The sequence below is a fragment of the Methylobacterium sp. 4-46 genome (genome assembly GCF_000019365.1).
GTDB lineage: Bacteria > Pseudomonadota > Alphaproteobacteria > Rhizobiales > Beijerinckiaceae > Methylobacterium.
Map to the genome: position 1 here is coordinate 5,535,937 of NC_010511.1, position 22,840 is coordinate 5,558,776.

The 22,840-nt window shown below is 75.2% G+C and carries 20 protein-coding genes; 5 read left to right on the plus strand and 15 right to left on the minus strand.

Annotated elements, in window-relative coordinates; translation table 11 throughout:
* Positions 1-23 precede the first annotated feature (23 nt).
* Genes M446_RS24305 through M446_RS24320 form a run of 4 tightly spaced genes read right to left on the minus strand, consistent with a single transcriptional unit; the run spans position 24 to position 2,777 of the window.
* Positions 24-701, minus strand: coding sequence for an NrsF family protein (locus M446_RS24305; RefSeq protein WP_012334766.1), 678 nt, complete (start codon positions 699-701; stop codon positions 24-26).
* The gene (locus M446_RS24310) at positions 694-1,263 is read right to left on the minus strand and encodes a sigma-70 family RNA polymerase sigma factor (RefSeq protein WP_012334767.1); all 570 of its coding nucleotides are present in this window, start codon (positions 1,261-1,263) and stop codon (positions 694-696) included. The genes M446_RS24305 and M446_RS24310 overlap by 8 nt, the downstream gene beginning before the upstream one ends.
* Before the next feature lie 9 nt (positions 1,264-1,272).
* Positions 1,273-1,971 carry an NrsF family protein gene (locus M446_RS24315; RefSeq protein WP_012334768.1) on the minus strand — a complete coding sequence of 233 codons (699 nt, stop codon included), beginning with the start codon at positions 1,969-1,971 and terminating at the stop codon, positions 1,273-1,275.
* 59 nt (positions 1,972-2,030) lie between these two features.
* Positions 2,031-2,777: a DUF1223 domain-containing protein gene (locus M446_RS24320; protein WP_012334769.1), complete on the minus strand. Its 747-nt coding sequence runs from the start codon at positions 2,775-2,777 to the stop codon at positions 2,031-2,033.
* A gap of 522 nt (positions 2,778-3,299) precedes the next feature.
* On the opposite strand from M446_RS24320, the gene ilvD reads away from it, so the two are divergent.
* Both ilvD and M446_RS24330 read left to right on the plus strand, forming a co-directional pair.
* The gene (gene ilvD / locus M446_RS24325; RefSeq protein WP_012334770.1) at positions 3,300-5,033 is read left to right on the plus strand and encodes a dihydroxy-acid dehydratase; all 1,734 of its coding nucleotides are present in this window, start codon (positions 3,300-3,302) and stop codon (positions 5,031-5,033) included.
* Entirely contained in the window at positions 5,026-5,892 is an 867-nt protein-coding gene (locus tag M446_RS24330) for a tetratricopeptide repeat protein (RefSeq protein ID WP_050777585.1), read from the plus strand. Before ilvD ends, M446_RS24330 begins: the two co-directional genes overlap by 8 nt.
* A gap of 144 nt (positions 5,893-6,036) precedes the next feature.
* On the opposite strand, the gene M446_RS24335 is transcribed toward M446_RS24330, so the two are convergent.
* The 5 genes from M446_RS24335 to M446_RS24355 form a co-directional block, all read right to left on the minus strand.
* Positions 6,037-6,660 carry a glutathione S-transferase family protein gene (locus M446_RS24335; protein WP_012334772.1) on the minus strand — a complete coding sequence of 208 codons (624 nt, stop codon included), beginning with the start codon at positions 6,658-6,660 and terminating at the stop codon, positions 6,037-6,039.
* 97 nt (positions 6,661-6,757) lie between these two features.
* Positions 6,758-8,086: a lysine N(6)-hydroxylase/L-ornithine N(5)-oxygenase family protein gene (locus tag M446_RS24340; protein WP_012334773.1), complete on the minus strand. Its 1,329-nt coding sequence runs from the start codon at positions 8,084-8,086 to the stop codon at positions 6,758-6,760.
* A complete protein-coding gene (locus M446_RS24345) occupies positions 8,083-9,918 on the minus strand; it encodes an IucA/IucC family protein (protein WP_265576418.1) in 1,836 nt (611 codons plus the stop codon). Before M446_RS24345 ends, M446_RS24340 begins: the two co-directional genes overlap by 4 nt.
* An 8-nt stretch (positions 9,919-9,926) precedes the next feature.
* On the minus strand, positions 9,927-10,991 hold the full coding sequence (locus tag M446_RS24350) for a GNAT family N-acetyltransferase (protein ID WP_012334775.1): 1,065 nt from the start codon (positions 10,989-10,991) through the stop codon (positions 9,927-9,929).
* Between the two features lies 1 nt (position 10,992).
* The gene (locus tag M446_RS24355; protein WP_012334776.1) at positions 10,993-12,759 is read right to left on the minus strand and encodes an IucA/IucC family protein; all 1,767 of its coding nucleotides are present in this window, start codon (positions 12,757-12,759) and stop codon (positions 10,993-10,995) included.
* Positions 12,760-12,924: 165 nt separating this feature from the next.
* On the opposite strand from M446_RS24355, the gene M446_RS24360 reads away from it, so the two are divergent.
* Positions 12,925-14,232: an MFS transporter gene (locus tag M446_RS24360; RefSeq protein WP_012334777.1), complete on the plus strand. Its 1,308-nt coding sequence runs from the start codon at positions 12,925-12,927 to the stop codon at positions 14,230-14,232.
* Here M446_RS24360 and M446_RS24365 read toward each other — a convergent pair.
* Genes M446_RS24365 through M446_RS24375 form a run of 4 tightly spaced genes read right to left on the minus strand, consistent with a single transcriptional unit; the run spans position 14,133 to position 18,011 of the window.
* The gene (locus M446_RS24365) at positions 14,133-15,389 is read right to left on the minus strand and encodes an MFS transporter (RefSeq protein ID WP_012334778.1); all 1,257 of its coding nucleotides are present in this window, start codon (positions 15,387-15,389) and stop codon (positions 14,133-14,135) included. The genes M446_RS24360 and M446_RS24365 overlap by 100 nt on opposite strands.
* Positions 15,386-15,778, minus strand: coding sequence for a hypothetical protein (locus tag M446_RS24370; protein WP_012334779.1), 393 nt, complete (start codon positions 15,776-15,778; stop codon positions 15,386-15,388). Before M446_RS24370 ends, M446_RS24365 begins: the two co-directional genes overlap by 4 nt.
* 2 nt (positions 15,779-15,780) lie before the next feature.
* Positions 15,781-15,945, minus strand: a complete 165-nt coding sequence (locus tag M446_RS39125; protein WP_265576419.1) for a hypothetical protein — start codon at positions 15,943-15,945, stop codon at positions 15,781-15,783.
* A complete protein-coding gene (locus M446_RS24375) occupies positions 15,942-18,011 on the minus strand; it encodes a TonB-dependent receptor (protein WP_265576420.1) in 2,070 nt (689 codons plus the stop codon). The genes M446_RS39125 and M446_RS24375 overlap by 4 nt, the downstream gene beginning before the upstream one ends.
* Positions 18,012-18,215: 204 nt before the next feature.
* Between M446_RS24375 and M446_RS24380 the strand changes: the two genes are divergently transcribed.
* A complete protein-coding gene (locus M446_RS24380) occupies positions 18,216-19,220 on the plus strand; it encodes a helix-turn-helix transcriptional regulator (protein WP_012334780.1) in 1,005 nt (334 codons plus the stop codon).
* A gap of 148 nt (positions 19,221-19,368) precedes the next feature.
* Here the strand turns inward: M446_RS24380 and puuE are convergent, their stop codons facing one another.
* Positions 19,369-20,805 carry an allantoinase PuuE gene (puuE, locus tag M446_RS24385; RefSeq protein ID WP_012334781.1) on the minus strand — a complete coding sequence of 479 codons (1,437 nt, stop codon included), beginning with the start codon at positions 20,803-20,805 and terminating at the stop codon, positions 19,369-19,371.
* Positions 20,806-20,923: 118 nt separating this feature from the next.
* Entirely contained in the window at positions 20,924-22,195 is a 1,272-nt protein-coding gene (locus tag M446_RS24390; protein ID WP_043701591.1) for a glycosyltransferase family 4 protein, read from the minus strand.
* Between the two features lie 306 nt (positions 22,196-22,501).
* Here M446_RS24390 and M446_RS24395 point away from each other — a divergent pair, with 306 nt between their 5' ends.
* Positions 22,502-22,822 carry a rhodanese-like domain-containing protein gene (locus tag M446_RS24395; RefSeq protein WP_012334783.1) on the plus strand — a complete coding sequence of 107 codons (321 nt, stop codon included), beginning with the start codon at positions 22,502-22,504 and terminating at the stop codon, positions 22,820-22,822.
* Positions 22,823-22,840: the final 18 nt, after the last annotated feature.

Genomic DNA, 22,840 nt, shown 5'->3' on the forward strand with positions numbered 1-22,840 from the left:
TTGCAACGTGATCGGGTGCTGCTCTAGCCCCCGCCGTGCGGCGGCGGCGCCCGCCCGCCGCCGAGCAGGCGCCCGCCCGCCAGCGCGTTCGCGCCGATCACCGCCGCGACCGCGGCGGCGTGCACGGCGAGGTCCGTCCCGGTCGCGTCGTGCGGGTGGAACAGGACCAGGATCGCGGCCGCCGCCGCCGCCGCCGCGAGCCCCGCCAGGGCAGCAGTGAGGACCGGCCGCAGCGGGCAGGCCCGGCGCAGCATCGCCGCGAGGAGGAGGGAGAGCGGCAGCGAGACCGCGACCAGGAAGACCGCGCAGCCGCGCATCTCCCCGGCATCCGGCAGGTCCGTCCCGGGGGCGATCCAGGCCCGCAGGCAGCCGAGGCCGCTCGCCGCGAGCCAGAGCGCGGCGGGCGGCAGGGGCAGCAGCGCCCAGCGCGGCGAGCGGCCGGGCACGCTGGTGCAGAAGGCGGCGAACGCCGCGGCCGCGGCGGTGAGCACGGCGCCGAGGGCGGCGAGGGCGAGGTCCGGCACGCCCATGCGCAGCCGCAGGGCCTGCACGTCGACGAAGGGCAGCGTCAGCAGGGCGAGGCCGAGCGCGGCGGCGCACCAGGCGAGACCCCGGCGGAGCGGGCTGGGCAGCGGGCGGACGGGCCTGAGGTCGCGGGCGAGCGCCTCGACCAGGATCTCGTGGGCAGGGGCGTCAGACATGGCCGTCCTCCCTGTCGGGCGCGAGCGCGGCGCGCAAGGATTTCAGCGCCCGGTGCAGGTTCACCTTGAGCGCCCCCTTGCTGCGGCCGGTCGCGGCCGCGGCCTCGGCGAGGGAGCGCTCGCGCAGGGAGAGCTGCTCGACGGCCTGTCGCTGGCCCTCCGGCAGCGCCGCGACCGCGCGGGCGAGGCGCGCCTCGCGCTGGCGGCGCTCGATGGCCTCGCCGGGGAGCGGTCCCCCGTCGCTCTCGGCCTCGTAGGCGAGCGGGTCGTGCACCTCCTGCGGGCGGCGGCCCGTCCGACGCACGAGGTCGATGGCGCGGCGCTGGGCGATGGCGCGCAGCCAGGGCAGGAAGGGCCGGGCCGGATCGTAGGTGGCGCGGGCCCGGTGCACCGTGAGGAGCGCGTCCTGGACCACGTCGTCCACCGCGTCCCCGCGCACGCCCTGGCCCCGCGCGGCCGCGGCGATGACCGGCACGCAGTCGCGCAGGAGCACCCGGTAGGCGGCGGCGTCGCCCCCCTGCGCCGCCGCCATCGCGGCCGAGAGCCTGGTCTCGAGGTCCATGGCCGCGCCTCACCCGATCCCGGACCGGCCAGGGGCGGGCGGCATCGGCTCGCCGGGGCGAGGATCGACGAGCAGCGCCCGCCCCAGGCCCGACCCCGCCCCGACCATGGCGGCGATGGCGGCCACCTGCGCGGCGACGTCGCGCCCGGACGGCCGGTAGGGATGGAACAGGGCGACCAGGGTCGCGGCGGTGGCCGCCGCCGCGAGGCCGATCAGGGCGCCCGTGAGGCGCGGGCGCAAGGGGTGGCCGCGCCGCACGACCTCGCCGAGGAGCAGCGCGACCGGGACCGCGACGCCGACGATGAACAGGAGGCTCGCGGCCGTCTCGGCCGGGGTCGCCGGGTGGTGCTCCATCTCGCGGCCGCTCAGGGACGCGGCGAGCCCCGCCCCGAGCCAGATCGCGGCCGGCGCCAGCGCCAGCGCGGTCCAGCCCCGGCCGCGGTCCGGCAACCCGGTCAGCACCGCCGCCGCGGCCGCCCCCGCGGCGGTCGCGGCCGAGCAGGCGAGCATCACGCCGATCTCCGGCATGGCGGCGACCCGCGCGGCGAGGTCGCCGAGGTCGGAGACCGCCGCGAGGCCCGCCGCCATGGCGAGCACGACCGCGCCCCAGGCCGCGATGCGCCGCCCGGGCGGGGCGAGGCGGCGCATCGGCTCGAGGCGCCGCGCCAAGCCCTCGATCGTGGCGCGGTGGCGCCGGTCCTGTGCCATCGCCGAACTCTCCCTTTTGGCGGGCGGGACGGCCCGCGCGAGCGGGGCGCCCCGCCGCGTCATGAGATGGGCGCGAGCCGCGCGGCGGCGAGGATCCGCCCGTCCGGCGCCTGCAGGAGGATGGCCGCGTCCTCGCCCGCGGGCGCCGGATGGACCAAGCGCAGCGGGGCGCCGCGCCAGGACCCGAGATCCCGGATCGCCCGGACGACGTTCGACTCGGTCAGGGTGCGGCCGGCATTCTCGCCGCGCCGGACCGGGGTCCTGTGCGCGCGATCGAAGCCGACGAGGATGAGCCGGCCCTCGCCCGGCCCCGCCCCGACCGCGACGGCGATCCCGTCCGGGCCGCGCCTCAGGGTCAGGGCCGGGCCGGCCTGCCGGTCGGCCCCTTCTGGGTCTGCCTCTGCCGGGGCGGCCCCTGCCGGGGCGGCCTTTTCCCGCGCGGCTCGCGCCCGGGCGATCGCGCGCCCGGCGGCCTCCCTGTCCGATCCGACGACGCTCTCCCGCCCGTCGATCACGAGTTGCGGGGTGAAGGAGACGCCGTCGAACCGCGCCGCGTCGCCGGCCTGCCGCGCGGTCGCCTCCGGCAGCGAGAGCGGATCGTGCCAGCCGAGGCCGTTCCAGGAGGTGACGTGGAAAGTGAGCGGGAGCAGGTCGGGACGCTCGCGGGCGAGGTCGGTCACGAAGGCGTCGGCCGGCGGGCAGGAGGAGCAGCCCTGCGAGGTGAAGAGTTCGAGCACGACCGGCCGCTCGGCGGCGCGGGCGGGCACGACGGCGAGGAGAGCCAGGAGGGCGAGGAATGGACGCATCGGGGCGGGCCTGCGCTTGGGTGACGCGCCGGATTCGCCCGCGCGCCCGTCCCGGTTACGGCCCCGCGCCCGGGACCGGGGCGCGCCGCGGGGGCGACGGCGAGGAGAATCCGTCCGCGGGTCTCGCGGGACGATGGGCAGCCCGGCGACGGGCAGGTCTTCAGCGTCCCCGTTGAGCATGTCCCAACCCCTCGACCAGTCCGCTGCGCCGGCTCCGCAAGCTTCGCTGTGGCGGGGTCGCAACACCGCGAAAGCATCCCAGGATTGCCCTCAACCGCCCCCCCTGCCGCCCCGATCCCGCCATAAACCGACGGCACCTCAACGGCCACGTTAAACGGCTGTCCCCACAACGATTTACTGCGGCGAACCGGGTGCCCCGGGGGATCGCAGGCGACGCTGGCGGAGTTACCGTCAGGGGTGTCGTTCAGCGCCGTCATGCGGCCTCCAAAAGGACGCATGGCGGGAGGATCAGGGCTCGGGGCAAACCGACCGATCCGGCAATCAGTGAGTACGGGACAGGCCATGGACGCGCGTCACACCATCGACAAGTCGAGGCTCCCCAGCCGCCACGTCACCGAGGGACCGGCGCGGGCGCCGCACCGCTCCTACCTCTACGCGATGGGGCTCACGCGCGAGCAGATCCACCAGCCTCTGGTCGGCGTCGCCTCGTGCTGGAACGAGGCCGCGCCCTGCAACATCGCCCTGATGCGCCAAGCGCAGGCGGTGAAGAAGGGCGTGGCCGCCGCCGCCGGCACGCCGCGCGAATTCTGCACCATCACGGTGACGGACGGCATCGCCATGGGCCACCGGGGCATGCGCGCCTCCCTGCCCTCCCGCGAGGTCATCGCGGATTCGGTCGAGCTGACCATGCGCGGCCACGCCTACGACGCCCTCGTGGGCCTCGCCGGCTGCGACAAGTCCCTGCCCGGCATGATGATGGCGATGGTGCGCCTCAACGTGCCGTCGATCTTCATCTATGGCGGCTCGATCCTGCCCGGCACCTTCCGGGGCCGGCCCGTCACCGTCCAGGACCTGTTCGAGGCGGTGGGCAAGCACTCGGTCGGCGCGATGAGCGACGAGGATCTCGACGAGCTGGAGCAGGTCGCCTGCCCCTCGGCCGGGGCCTGCGGGGCGCAGTTCACCGCCAACACCATGGCGACCGTCTCCGAGGCGATCGGCCTCGCGCTGCCCTACTCGGCCGGCGCGCCGGCGCCCTACGAGATCCGCGACAAGTTCTGCGCCGCGGCCGGCGAGATGGTGATGGACCTGCTCGCCAGGAACATCCGCCCGCGCGACATCGTCACCCGCCGGGCGCTGGAGAACGCCGCCACCGTGGTGGCGGCCTCCGGCGGCTCGACCAACGCGGCGCTGCACCTGCCGGCGATCGCGCACGAGGCGGGCATCTCCTTCGACCTGTTCGACGTCGCCGAGATCTTCAAGCGCACCCCCTACGTCGCGGACCTGAAGCCGGGCGGGCGCTACGTCGCCAAGGACCTGTTCGAGGTCGGCGGCATCCCGCTGCTGATGAAGACCCTCCTCGACCACGGCTTCCTGCACGGCGACTGCATGACCGTGACGGGCCGCACCATCGCCGAGAACCTCGCCAAGGTCGCCTGGAACGACCAGCAGGACGTGGTGCGCCCGGCCAACACCCCGATCACCCCGACCGGCGGCGTGGTCGGCCTGAAGGGCAACCTCGCCCCCGAGGGCGCGATCGTGAAGGTGGCCGGCATGGCGCCGGACCGCCAGGTCTTCGCCGGTCCCGCCAGGGTCTTCGACACCGAGGAGGCCTGCTTCGAGGCGGTGCAGAACCGCCAGTACAAGGAGGGCGACGTTCTCGTCATCCGCTACGAGGGTCCGAAGGGCGGCCCCGGCATGCGCGAGATGCTGGCGACCACGGCCGCCCTCTACGGCCAGGGCATGGGCGACAAGGTCGCGCTCATCACCGACGGTCGCTTCTCCGGCGCGACCCGCGGCTTCTGCGTCGGCCATGTCGGCCCGGAGGCGGCGGTGGGCGGCCCGATCGGGCTGCTCAAGGACGGCGACATCATCCGCCTCGACGCGATCCAGGGCACGCTCACGGTCGACCTCTCGGACGAGGAACTGGCCGAGCGGCGCAAGGCCTGGGCCCCGCGCGGCAACGAGGCGACCTCCGGCTATCTCTGGAAATACGCGCAGACCGTCGGCCCGGCGGTGAACGGCGCGGTGACGCATCCGGGCGGTGCCCAGGAGACGCTCGCCTATGCGGATGTGTGAGGGCGGCGCTCGGTCCGGATCGGGACCCGGCCGCCGGACCCTGGGCGCCGTGCTGATCGCAGCCGCGCTGATCGGGGCCAGCGTCGGGGCCGGAGATTCCGCGGCGGCGCTCGACGCCGCCGCGCGCACCCCCGTGCCGGCGGGCGGCTACCGCAACGTGCGCGAGGCCGTGCGCTCGGGCGTGCGCGACTACAATGCCGGCGACAAGGAGGGCGCGGCGCGCGCCCTCGAATACGCGGCGGGCCAGGGCCACGCCCTCGCCCTGTGGAAGCTCGGCCGCATGTACGCGGAGGGCGACGGCGTCCCCCACGACGATCTCAAGGCCTTCGAGTTCTTCTCGAAGATCGCCGACGAGAACGCCGATGACGGGCCCGATTCCGCCAACGCCACCGTGGTGGCGAGCGCCTTCACGGCGCTCGGCCGCTACTTCCTGGACGGGATCAAGGGCTCCTACGTCCAGCCGAACGTCGAGCGCGCCTACGAGATGTTCAACTACGCGGCCTCGTATTACGGGGACCCGAACGCGCAGTACAATCTCGCCCGGCTCTACCTCGACGGAACGGGCGTGGCGCAGGACACGCGGCAGGCGGCGCGCTGGTTCAACCTCGCGGCCGAGAAGGGCCACCCGGCCGCGCAAGCCCTCCTCGGCCAGATGCTGATGAACGGCCAGGGCGTGCCGGTGCAGCGGGCGCGCGGGCTCGCCTGGCTGACGCTCGCCCGCGACGCCGTCGAGGGCCCCAAGGATCAGTGGATCGTGACCCTGCAGGAGCAGGCGCTCGCCTCGGCGAGCGAGCGCGACCGGGCCGAGGCGCAGGCGCAGGTGGACGGGTTCTACCGCCGCAGCGCGCGGGCGCGCTGAGGCGGCCGCCCGGCTCCGCATCTCCCGCCCGGTCGCGCCGCACGAGAGAAGCGCCCGATCACGGTGCAACCGGACGCTGCTCTCGGTCCGTGATCGTGCCGCATCGTCCTCGACGAACCGGCATCCGCGTCGTCGGAAAATGCTCTAGCCCTTGCGCGCCGCGACCGCGGCCGTGAACGCGCGCCGCTCCAGGATCCCGGCGAGCCAGCCGGCGAGGCGGGGGAAGCGCTCCGCATCCACCTCCTCACCGGCGAGGCGCAGGTTCACGAAGCCGGTGGCGACCGCGATGTCGGCGAGGCTGAACGCGTCGCCGACGAGGAAGGGCCCGGAGATCTGCGTCTCCAGGTAGCCGAACAGCCGCGGCTGCTCCTCGTCGATCGCCCGGCGGGCAACCGCCTCGTCGCCCGGCAGCTTCAGCACCTTGGGCCGCAGCACGCGGTGCACGAAGGGGCGCAGCAGCGGCCCCATCAGCTCCGTGTCGGCGAACTTGTCGAACCAGACCGCCCGGCCGCGCGCCCGCGGCTCCGCCGGGAGCAGCGCCGGCCCCGGATAGGCCGCGTCGAGGTAGTGCAGGATCGCGGAGGAATCGGCGATGCGGAAATCCCCGTCGCACAGGGCCGGGATCTTGCCGAGCGGGCTCGACGCCCGGAACTCCGTGTCAGGATCGTGGAAGCGGAGCGGGACGTGCTCGAAATCGAGCCCCTTCTCGAACAGCCCGACCAGCACCTTGCGCACGAAGGGCGACACGCTGCTGCCGTAGAGCTTCACGGCCTTCCTCCCTCTGGGGAGCCGGGAGACTATCAGGTGACCCGGCCCGAAGGCGAGCGACGAGGCCGATGGCGCGCCGTCGCGGCCGCGACCGGCCTCACTCCTCCGCGCAGGACGCGTCGACGCGCCAGGCCCGCTCGGGCGGGCCGGACCACGCGACGGGCGATGGGCCTTGAGCGAGGTCGAAGCAGGGGCGCCCCGCGAGCGCGTTGACGATCACCGCGCTGCGCCACGCCATCAGGCTCAGCTGCGGCTCGGCGATCCCGTGGCTCGTCAGCCCGGCATTGAGCGCGAAGATCCGGCAATGGTCGGGCCCGTCCCAGCGGATCGCGAAATCCGCGGAGGGCTGCGGGCGCCCGTCCGCGTCGAGGGCGAGCCGGTGCCGGATCGGGGCGAGGCAGTCGGGCAGGGCGTAGCGGTAGCCGGTCGCGAGGATGACCACCTCCGTGCGAAGCACCTCGATCCCCCCGTCGAAGCCGTTGCGCATCACGAGCCGCGGGACGCCCCCGGTCGCGTCCGCGTCGCGCACGTCGCGGTGCGGCAGGAGGCCGACCGCGGGCCCCTCCGGCTCCAGGTGCCGCAGGGCGTAGAGCCGGCGGTAGAGCGCCCGCAGGGTCTCGGCCGAGATGCCGTCCCCGGCGAGCTTCTGGCGGGCCACGATGGCCCGCCGCCGCGGCTCCGGCAGGTCGCGGAAGCGCTCCACGTAGTGCGGGGTGAACACTTCGTTGGTGAAGGGGGTCGCGTCGAGGGGGAGGAAGTTCGGGCGCCGGCTGATCCAGTCCACCCGCGCGGGCGCGTCGCGGCCCCGCCCGAGAAGGTCGAGGACGATCTCCGCCCCGCTCTGGCCGCCGCCCACCACCGCGACGCGCCGGCCGGCCGTGCGGTCGAGGGCGAAGGCGGCCTTCGAGGCGTGGAACCATTGCGGCTCCGGCAGCTTCGCGGCGAAGTCCGGAACCGCCGGACGCAGGCCGACGCCGAGCGCGAGGTTGCGCGCGCGCACGGGCCCGCCGGCCCGCGGACCGTCGCAGGCGAGCACGAAGCTGTCCTCCGCGAAGGTCACCTCGCGCACCGCCGTGCCGATGCGCAGGGACGGCAGCCGCGCCGCCACCCAGGCGAGGTAGCGGGCGAATTCCCGGCGCGGAACCTCGGCGAAATCGGCGTTCAGGAACTCGTAGAAGCGCTTCTGCGCCACGAGGTAGGCCATGAAGCTCCACGGGCTCGTCGGGTTCGTCGCCGTGACGAGGTCCTTCAGGAAGGAGGTCTGCAGGCTCACCCCCGGCAGCATCATGCCGGGGTGCCAGTCGAAGGCCGGCTCGCGCTCGAAGAAGCGCGCGTCGAGGTCGCCGACCGCGTCGGCCTGGGCCGCGAGACTGAGGTTGAAGGGACCGATGCCGATGCCGGCGAGATCCAGCGGAGATCCGGTCACTGTGCGCGCGCTCCTGCGGCTGCGGCCTGCTCGGCCCGGTGGAGGGGGTTGAGGAGGGGGCTGCCCGTCCGCGGGACGGGACGCTGGCTCGACGCGCCGTAGCCGAGGGCGAGGCGCACGCGGTTGATGCACACGCGCGGCACCGTCGGCGCGAAGAGGTCGAAGAGGGCGAAGCGTCCGGCGAGGTCGGGATGGGCCGCCTGGTAGCGGCGCAGCACCCGGGCGAGCGCCGCGTAGAACCGGATCTCCGGGAGGCCGTCGTGCTGGGCGAGCGCGTCCGAGACGAAGCGCAGCACGCTCGCGAAGTGCCCCGTCTGGAGGTGCTGCAGGAGGTGCGCGGCGGGCCGGCGCAGCAGCGTCTCGCGCACGCCCTCGGGCAGGTCCCCCGCCTCCGGGAAATCCTGGTCGACGAGGTCGCAATCGCCCTGGAAATCCTTGAGCGCGACCCCGCAGGGCACCGCGTCCCGCAGCACCAGGGTCACGTTCTGGCCGTGCGCGACGAAGCCGACGCCGTAGCGGCACAGGAAGTGGTAGAGCGGCACCGCGACGCGCGCGAACAGGTGCTCCAGCCACGCCTCCGCCCCGAGGCCGGACCTGGCGACGAGCGCGCTCACGAGCGGCCGGCCGTCCGCGCCCCGCTTGGTCAGCGCGCCCATCATCAGCGCCTGCTCGCCCGCGCCGAGCCGCGCCGCGACGGCGTCGCGCCAGATCGCGCCGAGCATCTCCCGGTGCTGATAGGGCGCGTCCGCCACCCGCTCGTGGACGGGGTGCGGGTAGAAGGCGCCGGCGCGCTCGCGCAGGACGATCGTGCCGGCGAGCGCCGGGTCGCGCGCCGCCCGCTCGGCGAGCCAGCCCGAGAGGGCCGGGCCGATCGCCATGTACTTGCCGGGCACGCCGCGCCACGCCGAGGTGTTGAGCACCGTCAGCGCGAGCTTCACGTCGAGGCGCGCGGCCGGGTCGCTGCCGGCCAGGGTGCGCAGCGATTGCTGCGGCAGGAAGGGGCTGCCGAAGACCCCCAGGGGAACGAGGCGCCCCGCCGCGATCTCGCCCGCGAACTGGAACGCGATCACCCGGTCCCACTGCCAGGGATGGATCGGCAGGAGCAGGAACCGGTCGAGCCCGAGCCCTCGCGTCCGGCAGGCCTGCGCGAGGCGCGCCCGCTCGGCGGGGTCGAGGGCGTCGGCGACGAGCGCCGCCTCGTCGAGGCCCGGCTCCAGCGTCAGGCGGCAGGCCGCGCGGTCGGCGGCGGCCCAGACGAGCCGCACGCCCGCCCGGAACTCCGGCGCGTAGGCCTCGAAATCCGCCAAGCCCCAGCCGATCCGGCCCTTGCTCGCCGGGGCCTTCGGGTGCCCGTCGAGGACTTGCTGCACCATCCGCTCGGGCAGGGCGAGGAGGTCGGCCCCCTCGCCCGCGGCGGCGATCCGCGCGTCGGCCGCGAGCGTGCTGTACAGTTCCTGCACGTAGGTGCAGAGGGTGTCGGGCGCGATGCCGAGCGGCTCGCGCGCGTCGACCAAGAATCCCGGCGCGTCCCCGGCCGGGACCGGCCGCCCGCCCTCCTCGCGCAGGAGGCTCTCCGGGTCGATCGCGAGGTTGCCCCAGATCCGGCGCGCGGCGGTGAAGCGGTAGGCGACGCCGCCCGGCAGGCGCAGCGCCCAGCGCGTGCCCGCCGCGTCGGTCGGCTCCGGCGCGAGCGCCTCCTCGAAGGCGAGTTCGCTGATCGCCTTGGCGATCACCGCGCGGTTGAGGCGCAGCCACAGCGCGGCGCCGACCGGCGCGCCGCCCGGCAGCGGGCCGAGGCCGGGCCCGCGCTGCCCCTCCGGCGGGCGCGGCACGCCCGCGCTCACAGCGGCACCTCGCGGAAGAACCGCTCGCGCTCGCAGCAGACCAGCGCCGCGCGCTTGTGCGGGAAGTCGAACTCCTTCAGCACCGCGTAGGCCGTGGTGGCGCAGTAGCTCAGCATCTTGCGGTGGGTGGCCCGGGGCTCGCCCATGATCCGGCGCGTGCGCGGCTCGTCGAGGAACAGGCAGTGGGTGACGGCGGTGAACCACGCCTGCGTGCGCGGCCGGCCGAGGTGGCGGGGATCGCCCACGAGGCCGTGCCAGCCGCGGTCGAAATCCTCCGCGTCGTAGTGGGGCCCGAGGCGATCCTCCTTCGCCCAGTAGACCTCGAAATAGGCGACCGGCTCGTCGTCGAACGCCCCGATCACGCCGTAGAGGTGCGGGTCGGCCTCCTGCTCGGCGAGGTAGCGATCGAGCGCGGCCTCGCTCCCGGCGAGGTCCCAGTAATGGGCGACCCGCTCCTGGTTCATCCAGCCGTGGAAGAGGGCGAGGTCGCGACGGCGGTCGATCGCCCGCAGCGACAGCGTCGTCCCGAGGCGCGGCAGCCAGCGCCGGTAGAAGGTGCCGGTCGGCCGCGGGGGCCGCAGCGGGCGCCCCTGCGCCGATCCGGGGGCCGCGCGCAGGAGCGGGTAGGCCGTCGCGGCGGGCCGGCCCCAGAGGAGCGGCAGCTGGTGGAAGGCCGCGCGGTCGACGAGCGCCTCGCCCTCGCGGCGGTCGGTCGCGAGCCCGAGCAGCGCGGGGCCGTCGGCGACGCGCAGGCGCACCGCCCCGGGGCAGCGCTGGAAGGCCGCCTCGGCGAGCACCGCCACGAGGTCCGCGTCGTCCGGGTGGGTCCCGAGCGGGGCGTCGAGGACGAGGCGGGCCGTGTCGCTCCCGTCCGTGCGCAGCTCCGCCCCGCCGAGGGGCGCGCCCTCCCGCCGCACCGTGAGCCGCGCGGCATTCGCGTCGCTCGGCTCGCACAGGACCGCGATCATCCCCTCCCGCCGGGCCGGCCAGTGCCGGCTCGTCGCGGCCGCGACGTCGAGGGCGAGCCCGGCCCCGGCCGCGATCCTTCCCTGCGCGGTCACGTCAGCGCCCCGCGATCGGGTTGGGGAGCGGCACGTACTCCGCGAGCGGGTCGGTGACCTCGGTGTTCTCGTCGATGTCGCGCAAGCCGATCATGAAGTTTCCCTTGCTGTCCAGGGTCGGGCTGGTGAGGAGGTGGTCGAGGCAGGTGCGGTCGCGCAGCGGCCCCGCGGCGAGCTCCGCGAGGACGTCCCGCAGGAGGCCGATCAGGTCGGACTCGGCGGCGAGCCCCGCGAGCGCGAGGGCGCCGACGACCGAGAACAGGCTGTTGACGACGAGGTAATAGCCCATGATGCGGGCCGCCTCCGGCGCACCGAACAGGTGGCCGGCCTCGAAGGCGAGCCCCGGGGCGGCCGCGCGCAGGGCCGGCAGGGCCTCGCGCACGTAGCCCGTGCCCTGGCAGTCGCGGAACCAGGCCCGGTCGGGCCAGCCCCCGCTCAGGCCGAGCACGAGGTTCTGCTGGTGCGCGCCGAAGAGCAGGCCCTCGTCCGCCTGCAGGACCAGGAGCGGGGCGACCGCGACCTCGAGGAAGCGCCGGAACCAGCGCGGTGCCACGCTCTCCGGGGCGGTCCCCTCGCGGGCCGCGACGCGGCGGATCGTGAGGGAGAGCCCGCTCTCGCGCCCGTCCGGCCCGACCTCGCACAGGGCCGCCAGGACCGCGGCCGGTCCCGCCCCCTCGCGGAAGGGGTTGTCGCGCAGGACCACCATGGTCTGCGGCAGCGCCGTCCCGTCCTCGCGCCGCAGCAGGAGGTAGGCCGGCTCGCCGAGGACCCGGAACCGGGGAAAGCGCGCGGCGACGCGCTCGCCCACCGGGCCGGCGAGCAGCCGGTCCACCACGAGGCCGCGCTCCCCCTCGGCCGGCCGGATCACCCGGGCCGAGTTGGTGAGGCGCAGGGACAGCGAGACCTTCAGCATGAAGGCCGCGCCCGGGGCGTAGAGGCTGCGCAGGGACGAGGTCGCGAACCAGGAAGCGCCGGCCTCGCCGTGGTCGACGACGAGCCCGGCCCGCATCAGCGCCCCGACCTCCGGATCGAGGGCGAGGCGCGCCGCCTGCCAGGGATGCATCGGCAGCAGCACCCGCCCCTCCGCCTCCTCCAGGATCCGGGTCGGAAAGACGGGATCCTCCTCGGCGAGATCCCGGACCAGCGCGGCGGCTTTCCGGGCGCGGGAGGCGCCCTGCGCCACGCACCAGGGCGCGGCCGACCACCAGCGCAGGGAGAAGCCCCGGCCGTATTCGGGCGCGTAGCGGCGCGCATCCGCGCGGGTGAACTCGTCCCGGCTGCGCGGCGTCGGGTGGACCGAGTGGCCGAAGCGCAGCGCCTGCTCGCCCTCCAGGAAGGCGGGGTCGCGCTCCCGGAAGGCGCCCCCGGGGGCGGCCGGGTCCGCCAGGAGGTCGGCCGTCTCCTCGAGGCTGTGGAGCACCCGCCGCAGGAAGGTCACCGCCCTGGTGCGATGCGCCCCTCCGACGATCGCCGGCTCGCCCGTCACCATGGCGGCGAATTCGGGCAGGCCCAGCGCGCGCGGCGGCAGGCCCGGTCGGTGCTCGCGGAGCGGCAGCCGGAAGGCGTGCTGCCCGACCCGCGACAGGTGCGCCACCTCCACCTCGACATGCGTCCCGCGCGCCGGCAGCGGGACGCGCACCACGACCGGCGCGCCCTCGCCATCGCCGTGCAGCGACCAGCCGGACCATTCCCGCATCAGGCTGTTCAGGAAGCACCGCGTCGCGACCCGGCACGCCTCGCCGCCGGACCGCGGTCCGAGTTCATCCATCGGAAAGCACCCCGTATCGCTGCGCAATGCCGCCCATCTAGCTGAAACTAGCCGCGTGTCGAGCAAAAAAATACTTTGTGATTGTTCTAGATAGAATTATTACGACTTGATGTTTACGTTGCGTCTGATTATGGGATGCGCGGCGCGAGCGGGCGGAGGCGTGCGATGGAGGATCCGACGGAGCGCGGCGCGGCGTGGCGGCTGGCCCTGGCGGTCTCCGGCGTCGGCTTCGGGCAATCGGCGCTGCTCGCCCTGGTACCGGTGGCGAGCGAGCGGACCGGGCTCGGCGGCGCGGCCATGGGGGCGCTGGCCTTCCTGGGCGCGCTCACCTTCCTGGTCGCGGCCCCGCTGTGGGGCGGCCTCGGGGCCGGGTGGCGCCTGCGCCGGCTCTGCGCGCTCCTCGGCGGCCTGATGGTGCTCGGCCACGGCCTCTTCGCCGCCGCCCTCCTGACGAAGGGCGCGGCGGCGCTCGGCCTCCTCGCCCTGTCGCGGCTCGTCCACGCGGCGGGGGCCGCCGGCGTGGTGCCGCACGCCCAGGCCGCGCTCGTGCGGCGCACGCCCGAGGCGGCGCGGCCCGCCATGCTCGGCCGGCTCGGGGCCGGGTTCTCGCTCGGGCGGATCGCCGGGTCGCTGGCGATGCTCGCGGGCGCGGCGTCCCCCGCCGCGCCCGTCCTGCTGCTGCTGGCGAGCCCGCTCGTGCTCCTCGCCGCCCCCGACTGGGCGGCGCCGGCCCGGGCGCCGGACGCGGCCGGGCGGGTGCGGCCCGGCCGGGGCGTGGCGCCGCTCCTCGCCGTCGCCTTCGCGGTCAGCTTCGCGCTCGGACAGGTCCAGATCGCGCTCGGCCTGCTCGTGCAGCAGCGCTTCGGCCTCTCCGCCGGGGCGGCCGCGGCGCTGGCGGGCTCGACCCTGGCCGCCGTCGCCCTCGCGGCGGTCGCGACGCAGCTCGTCCTCCTGCCCCGGCTCGGCCCCGGGCTCGGGCGCAACCTGCGCCGCGGCCTCGCCGCCCTGGCGGGCGGGGCCGCCGTCATGGCGGCGAGCCCGTGGCCCGGCCTCCTGGTCGTCGGCGGGGCGCTCGCCGGTGCCGGCACGGCGCTCGCGACGCCCCACTACGCCGCCTGGATCGCCGCCCGCACCGCCGGGGCCGCGCAGGCGCGCGCCGCCGGCTGGCTCGCGAGCGCCCACGTGGCGGGACAGGGGGCGGGCGCGCTGGCGGGCGGCGCGGCGCTGGCGCTGGCGCCCGCCGCGCCCTTCTGGTCCTGCGCGGCGGTGGCCCTCGCCGCCCTCGCGCTCTGCCTCGGGCTGAGCGAGGAGCCCACCGGCGCCGGGACGGACGCCCCCGCGGGGCCGCGGCCGCCGGAGGAGCGCGCGCCCGCTCACCCCGCCGCCTCCCGGCCGGCGCGCCGCAGCAGGCCGACCGTCGCCGCGGTGGCGGCGCCCGAGAGCAGGGCCGCGAGGCCGAACAGCGCGCCGTAGCCGAAGAGGTCGGCGAGCTTGCCCGAGACGAGGGACCCGGCGAGGTAGACGACGAGCTGGGCGCAGGCGAGGACCGTGAAATCCGTGCCCGGCTGCCCCGCGGAGGCGGCCGCCATGAACAGGCTGTAGAGGGCGACGATCTCCATGTAGCGGATCAGGGTCTGGAACCCCGCCGCCCCGAAGAGCGGCCCGTGGCCGGCGACCAGGCCGAGCGCGTGGGCGGCGAACAGGCCGAAGCAGAGGGTGCGCAGGAGGCCGAGCAGGCCGAGGGTGGCCGCCGTGCCGAGGCGCCGGACCAGCACGGCCGCCACCACCGAGCCGGCGAGCCCGGCGGTCGTCGCCGCGACGCCCGAGAGGTAGCCGATCCGGTCGAGGGGCACTCCGGCATCGACGAGGTAGGGCCCCTCCATCGCCTTCACGAGGCCCTCGCTCACCCGGTAGGTGAGCGCGACCCAGAGGATGCTGCGCACCTCGCGGCGGCGCAGGAAGGCGCGCACCGAGGGCCGCCTCGCGCCGGCCTCGGGGGCGGGATCGCCCTCCCGCATGGCGAGGGCCGCGGCGAGCGGCAGGGTCGAGGCGGCCGCGAGGGTCAGCAGCATCCAGGTCCAGCCGACGCGGTGGTAGAGGACGAGCCCGAGCGTCCCGCCGACCACCACCCCGAGGGCGACGGAGCCGCCCTGGATGGCGTTGCCGACGGGCCGATCCTCGGCGCGCAGCTGCTTCACGGCGTAGCCGTCCGTGGCGATGTCCTGCGTGGAGATCAGGAGCGAGGCGAGGAAGCCGACCGCCATGATCGGGCCGACCTGCGTCGGCCCGAACGGCACCAGCGCGAGCAGGCAGGCGATGACGCCGAGCTGGGTGACGATCACCCAGCCCGCCCGGTGGGCGCGCGCGAAGGGGCGGACGCGGTCGACCACCGGGGCCCACAGGAACTTCAGCACGAGAGGGAGGAACAGGAGGCTGAGAGAGCCGATCGCGGCGCGCGAGACCCCCGCCTCGCGCATGATCGGCGGCAGCGCCGCCGCGATCAGGTAGGAGGGGATCGCCTGCGCGACGTAGAGCCCGGCGAGCACCGCGAAGAGCCGCGCGCGGCCGGGCGCGGGCCCGGCCGCGAGGGCGGGCGGGGAGGACGGGCGCGGTCCGGCGGTCGCGGTCATTCGGTCTCCCCCCTGCCCGCGGAGCGGCCGGGGGCCTGCGCGGCGAGGAAGCGGCGGGCGCCCGCCTCGTCCTGCGTGACGGCGAGCGGCATCGACCAGAGCTTCCGGAAGGTCTCGGCCATCCGGGGCGTCGCGCCCGGCCGGACCAGGGCGATCGCCCAGCAATCCCGCTCGATGCGGGCGCGGCTGCCCTTGAACCACAGCGCCTGCGCGCGCTCCCCGGCCTGCGACAGCCGGCCCTCGCCGCCGAACACGGCGAGGAGCGCGAAGGGGCGCCCCGTCTCCGCGATCGCCGCGAGGGCGGCGAGGTAGTCGCCCTCGTCGCGCTCGCCGTGGGGCGGCACGAAGCGCAGCACGCGCAGCGCGCCCTCGTCCTCCAGGCTCACCATGGTCAGAAGGTCACCCGGTAGCCGGCCGTGACGGTGCGGCCGAGGGAATAGACCGGCAGGTTGCGCACCGAGGTGGCGGACGGGTTCTGGACGACCGCGTCGAGCAGGTTGTTGACCGCGAGATAGGCCTCGCCCCCCGCGACCGGCACCGAGAGCGCCGCGTTCATGGTGGCGCCGGCCTGATCCGGTAGCGCGTCCCCGCGAGGTCGATGCGCGCGTCGCGCCCCGAATAGCCCTCGCCCTCCAGGCGCAGGGAGACCCCGCCGTCGAACAGGTAGCTCAGCCAGACCGTTCCCCGGTAGGGCGTGGCGATGCGGTTGTTGGGCAGCCAGCTGTCGAGGCGGCCGTCCTTGTTGCTGTCGAAGCGGCCCTCCCGGTAGGTGCCGATCACGCCCACGCGCGCCCGCTCGGTGAGGGCGTAGTCGGCGGTCGCCTCCGTGCCGTAGATGAATTCGCGCTGCTGCGAGATCGTGTTGCTGACCGGGTCGAAGGTCACGCCCTCCCGCGAGGTGCTGATGAAGCCCGCGAGGCTCGCGCGCCACGGACCCTCGCCGCCGCGCAGGCCGAGCTCGTAGTTGTTCACGATCTGCGCCTCCGGGGCGATCTGCTGGAAGCCGATCGTCCGGCGCGCGGCGGGCAGGCAGGTCGGGTTCGCCACCGGGCAGGCGAAGGCGGTGGAGAGGCCCGCGCGCCGGGTATAGGCGCCGACGTCCGGCAGGGCGAAGCCCTGGGAGAAGCCGGCATAGACCTCCGCGAAGTCGGTGACCCGGTAGGTCGCCCCGACGTTGAAGGTCGGCGCCGCATAGTCGAAGTGGCTGTCCGTCACCGCGAGGGCCGGCAGCACGTAGCCCTGGTAGCCGAGCGCGTTGCGCGCCGCGAGCGCCACGAAGGCGGCCGGCCGCGTGAAGTCCTGCACGTCGAGCATGAAGGCCTCGTAGCGCATGCCCCCGCGCACGGTCAGGCGGTCGGTGACCGGGATCTGGAGCTGCGCGAAGCCCGCCGCGGTCACCTGCTGGAGGGGCGTTAACACGTCCTCGCCGCTCGTGAGCGTCTGCCGGGTCTTCTCGACGATCACGTCGCTGCCCCAGGTCAGGCGCGCGCCCGGCCAGAGCCAGTCGAGGGGCGTGTCGACGGTCGCGTTCACGCCGCCGCGGTTGGAGAACAGCGTCGATTGGTTGTTGCGGCTCGTCGGGTCGTTCGGATTGAAGGAATAATAGACCTGCGCGTTGTAGGGAAACGAGAACGTGTTGAAATTGAAGCGCTTCTGGATGTCGTTGTAGAACCCGAGGATGCTGAGCGAGCCGAGGGCGAAGTCGCGGTCGAGGTAGCGCAGCTGCAGCGACTTGGTGTCCTCCAGCACGCTCAGGCCGGTGTAGGGCTTGCCGAAGAGCGGGCGGGCGAAGGGCGGGGAATAGTCGGTCAGGTAGCGGGGCGTCTGGTCGAAGGTGAACCAGTTGAACGACATCTCGACGCGCCGCGAGGCGTCGATGTCGTAGCCGAGCTTGGCCAAGATGGTCCCGCTGCCGAAGCGGTCGCCGCCGCCCTGGCCCAGCATGGCGTCGGAGGGCATTTCGCGGCCGGCCCCGTCGTAGGTCCGCCGGCTCATCCGGCCGGTGCCCGTGAAGACGTAGTCGAAGCCGCTCGGCTCGCGCCCCGAGACCGTGGCCGAGAGCTCCGGCACGACGGAGGCGCCGACGTCGTGCGTGAAGGCGCGCGTCGCCGCGTTGATCGTGACCCGCGGCGGCCCCGGCTCCGCCTTCCTGGTGATGAAGTTCACGGTGCCGCCCGTGGCGCCGGCCCCGTAGAGGCTGGAGGCGCCCGCCACCAGTTCGATCCGCTCGACCGCGTTGAGGTCGATGAGCGAGAGGATGCGCGAGACGTCGCGCAGCGGCGTGTTGAGCGGGACCCCGTCCACCAGCACGAGGAGGTCGCGGCCGCGATAGGTCTCGGAGGCGCCCGACACCGTCTGGTTCGACGCCGAGAAGCCCGGCAGCAGCCGCGCCAGGGCCGCGGAGGCGCTCGGGCTCTGCTTGAGCTGCTCCTCGATCGCGGGCCGGCCCACGACCTGCACCGTCTGCGGGATCTCCGACACCGAGCGCTCGGCCCGCGCCGCCGTCACCGTGATCGCGTCGAGGGCGACGGTGCCGTCGGGGGCGCCCTGCGCGGCGGCCTGCGCCGTCGCGGCGATCAGGGCCGTCGTCGAGATCAGGATGGTCCGCATCGTTCCTCGCATGCCTCCAAAGCTCCCCCGCACATCCGGGGTCCCGAGCCCCTGCCCTCGCGGAGCATTCGGAGCTGACCCAATGTTCGGTGCCAGTTTTTAATCGTTACAATGTAATCTTGCTGCATTCCGGCCGATTTTCGGCGGCCGTGTTCTTTCGTAATGTTCTCTGGCTAGTAGGATTGGGCGACGACAGCTGTCTAGGACGGGAGCGCAGTGGAAGACGGACTCACGCGAAACCCGGATCCGGGGGCGCCGCCGGGCGGCCTCGCGCCGGTGTGGATCCTCGCCGAGGGCGCGCCGCCGGGCGGCGGCTTCGCGCCGCCCCGCGCCGCGGGCCGGACCGCCCCCGTCCGCCGCGCGCCGCCCCCGGAGCTCCCGTTCGGGGCCGCGGCTTTGCTGCGCCTGGAGCCGGATATCGGGCTGATGTCCTGCTTCCGCCCGACGCCCGAGACCGACCTCCCGGTGGCGAGCCCCGTCCTGCCGGGCGGCGCCGTGCTGCTGCGCCCGCACGGCGGCGCCGTCCGGGCGCGGGTGGGGGGGACCCACGTCCTCGTCGAGGACGGCGAGGCGATCCTGCTTGCGGGGCCGGCGAGCCTGCGCGTCGCGGATGCGGGGCGCCTCGACGCGCTCGCGCTGCCCGCGCGCGCCGTCACGCCCGCCATGGCGGAGGTGGCCGCCTCCCTCCGGGTCTTCCCTCGGGACAGCGCGGCCTTGGCCCTGCTGCACCATTACGGCGCGGCCCTGATGCGGGGGCTGCTGCCGGTGGCGACGGGCGCGCTGCGCGAGCACGCCCTCGGGCACATGGCGGGCCTCGTCGTGATCCTGTGCGCCGACCCGGCGCCGGGCCCCGTCCCCGCGCCCCTCGACCGCGCGGCGGCCCGGATCGGGGCGATCAAGGCCGAGATCGAGCTGCGCCTCGACGACCGCACGATCACGGCGCGGCGCGTCGCGCAGCAGCACGGGATCAGCCTGCGCTCGCTCCAGAAGCTGTTCGAGGCGGAGGGCCGGACCTTCTCGGACTTCGTGCTGGAGCGCCGGCTCGACCGGGCGTTGCGCCTCCTGCGCTCGCCCGCGCGGCGGCGCCAGCCGATCAGCGCGATCGCCTTCGAGGTCGGGTTCGGCGACCTCTCCTACTTCAACCGCACCTTCCGGCGGCGCTACGGGATCGCGCCGCGCCGGGCCCGCGCCGCGCCGGGCGATCCGCCCGAGGGCCACTGACCCGGCCGGCGCGGGGGCTTCGCTCGGCCCGCCGGCCCGCATCGCGGCCGCCCCGAGCCGGCGCCCCCTTCGGCGCAGGAGGTCCGGGGCGGCGCGAGCCGCCCGAGGGGCCGCTCAGCGCCCGCGACGGGCCGCCGCGGCGGCCGCCTCAGGCCGTCGCCGCCGAGGGGTCGGGCCGGGCGGGCAGGCGCTGGCGCAGGCGCAGCCGCGTGATCGCCTCGATCTCGGCGAGCGCCGCCTCGCGCTCGGTCTCCGGGTCGTGGCCGAGGCGCTCCTCCAGGGCGGCGAGGATCTCCTCGGGCCGGCGGTCCCGCACCGCCATCACGAAGGGGAAGCCGAAGCGGTCGCGGTAGCGGGCGTTGAGGTCGAGGAAGCGGCCGCGATCCGCCTCCGAGAGGGCGTCGAGCCCGGCGCTCGCCTGCTCGGAGGCGGAATCCGGCGTGAGCGCCGCGACCCGCTCGCCGAGATCCGGGTGGCTCCGGATCAGGGCGGTGAGCCGCTCGGGATCGGCGGCGCGCATCGCCGCGACCATCGCGGCGTGCAGCCCCTCGGCGCTGTCCTGCTCGGGGCCGATCCCGCCCGCGAGGGTGCGCTCGGCCACCCAGGGGGAATGCTCGAAGAGGTCGCCGAAATGCTCCAGGAACAGGGCCGGGCTCATCGTGCTGGGCGCCAGGTCGCCCGGCGCGTGCCGGCGGATCCAGTGCCGGGCGATGTCGAGCCGCGTCGCCACCCAGACGTCCGCGTGGCCCGCCACGTAGTCGAGGAAGCGCGCCAGGGCCGCCGCCCGGCCCGGCCGCCCGACCAGCCGGCAATGGAGCCCGACCGACATCATCTTCGGCGCGCGCTCGCCCTCGGCGTAGAGCAGGTCGAACGTGTCCTTCAGGTAGGTGAAGAACTGGTCGCCGCTGTTGAAGCCCTGCGGCGTGGCGAAGCGCATGTCGTTGGCGTCGAGGGTGTAGGGCACGATCAGGAAGGGCCCGCGCGGGCCGGACACCCAGTAGGGCAGGTCGTCCGCGTAGGAATCGGCGCCGTAGAGGAAGCCGCCCTCCTCCTGCACGAGGCGCAGGGTGTGCTCCGAGGTGCGGCCCTGGTAGAAGCCGAGCGGCCGGGCGCCGGTCACCTCCGCGTGGATGCGGATCGCCTCGCCGATATGGGCGCGCTCCTCCTCGGCGGAGAAGTCCTTGTAGTCGATCCACTTGAGGCCGTGCGAGGCGATCTCCCAGCCGGCCTCGCGCATCGCCGCGACCGCCTCCGGGTTGCGTGCCAGCGCGGTCGCGACTCCGTACACGGTCACCGGGAGGCCGCGCGCGGTGAACAGCCGCCACAGGCGCCAGAAGCCCGCCCGGGCGCCGTACTCGTAGATCGATTCCATGGTCATGTGCCGCTGGCCCAGCCAGGGCACGGCGCCGACGATCTCGGACAGGAAGGCCTCGGAGGCCCGGTCCCCGTGCAGCAGGCAGTTCTCGCCGCCCTCCTCGTAGTTGATGACGAACTGCACCGCGAGGCGGGCACCGTTCGGCCACTCGGCCTGCGGCGGGGTGCGGCCGTAGCCGATCAGGTCGCGCGGGTAGGAGGTCTCGGTCATGGCTCCGGTCCGGATTGGGAACCGCCCAGTTTAGCTCCCCGCCGCCGGGACGCCAGGGCGTGATCCGCCGCGAGCCCCCGGCGGCCCCGGGGCCGCGAGACCGGGCCCCGGGGCGCGCTCAGCCGAGCGCGTCGAGCATCGGATCCACCCGCGCGAAATGGTCCGCCCAGCTCGGCGGCGCGAAGCCGGCGAGCCGCGCCGCGAGGTCCCGGCGCGTCCGCGAGCCGGGCGCCGCCAGATCCTCGACCATCCGCATCCAGCCGAGGCCGTCGAGGGGGTGGAGGAGGGCCGCGAAGGATCCCGCCACCTCCCGGTGGACCGGGATGTCCGAGGCCACGACCGGCAGGCCGGCGGCGGCGGCCTCCACCACCGGCAGGCCGTAGCCCTCCGCGAAGGAGGGCATGAGCAGCGCGGTGGCGCCCCGCATCAGCCGCACCAGCCCCGCCGTGGACAGGCCCGCCACCTCGACGACGTGCCGCCGCACCGCCGGGCAGCGGTCGAGGAGGTCGATCAGGTTCTCGCTCTCCCAGCCCCGGCGCCCGGCGATCACCAGCCGGGGCGTCGCGGGGCCGAGCCGGGCGTCGAGCTCCCGCCACAGGGTGAGGAGCCCGGAATGGTTCTTGCGCGGCTCGATCGTCCCGCAGGCGAGGAAGGTCGGGCGGTCGGGCGCGAGCGCCTCCCCGGCCCGGGCCGCGAAGGCGGGCTCGACGCCGAGGGGGCCCACCGTGACGGGGGGCACCCGCAGGCCCGCGCCCGCGAGGTAGGCCGCGACCCGCGCGCCCACGTCGGCCGAGTTCACCACGATCGCGGCGGCGTGGCGCGAGACCGTGCGCATCCGGCGGGCGTGGCGCGCCGCCTCGCCGTCGCGGCCGTATTCCGGGTACTCGATCGGGATGATGTCGTGCACGAAGAAGACCGGGCGCACGTCGGGGCGGTCGTAGAGCCAGTCGAACCGGGCCGGCCTGTCGAGGCGCAGATGCGAGGTGTGGAGGTAGAGCGCGCCCCGCGGCAGCCCGGCGATGCCGGGCATCCGGGCGAGCCGCAGCCGGATCGCCGCCTGAACCCGCCGCCGCCGGGGCGCCGGGGCGCCGCCCGCCGCGGCCGGCACGCCCTGGCCGAGGCGCGCCGCGAGCGCCCGGTAGGCGGGGTCGGCCTCGGCGGCGGCGTCCTCCGCCCAGCCCGCGACGGCGGCCTCCACGACGGCCTGCGCCTCCGGCCGCGGGAGGAGCCGCGGCCCGAGCGGCGTCGAGACGAGGCCGAAGCGCGGTCCCGGCTGGCCGAGCGCGTGGCGCGCATAGGCCAGATCGACGCGGTCGATGCCGGTCGGATGCGCCTGGGCGAGGCGCGTGACGAGGCGGGTCAGGTCGAGGACGACGGCACGATCTGTCATGAAGGACCAGTCGAGAGAGGACCGGGCGCCCATAGACGGGCCGGCCGGCCGAGGCCAGGGTCTGTGCGATGCCGCACGTCGCAGCGCTTGCCAGCCTAAGCAGTGATGATTAATCCCAATCGTCAGCGGCAGCCCGCCCACCGGCGGGCTTCGCCCATGGCGGCGATCGGTGACGGGGCGGGCACCGGCGCGTCGCACATCTTGGGCAGATTGATTAACCTGGAGCATTGTCCGAACCGGTGGATCGGACAGATCTCCAGCATGCGGAACGGGCCGCGGGCCCGGGCCCGCACTCGGGTGGGCGACATGACGATCGTGGATTGGGATCGCGAGGCGGTGAAGCGCGGCTTGGCCGAGGGTTCGGTCCTCCTCATCGACGTGCGGGAGGCGGACGAGTTCGCGCGGGGGCACATACCGGGCTCGGTGTCGCATCCGCTCTCGACCTTCGACCTCGGCGCGCTGCAGGCGCTGATCGCCGGTGACGGCCGGCGGCCGGTGCTCTCCTGCGCGGCGGGCGTGCGCTCCGCGCGGGCGCTCGCCTACGCGCAGAGCCAGGGCGTCGCGCTCACCGAGCATTACGCGGGCGGGTTCAAGGATTGGCTCGGCGCCGGCGAGGCGGTCGAGTAGGACGGCAATCCGCCGGGC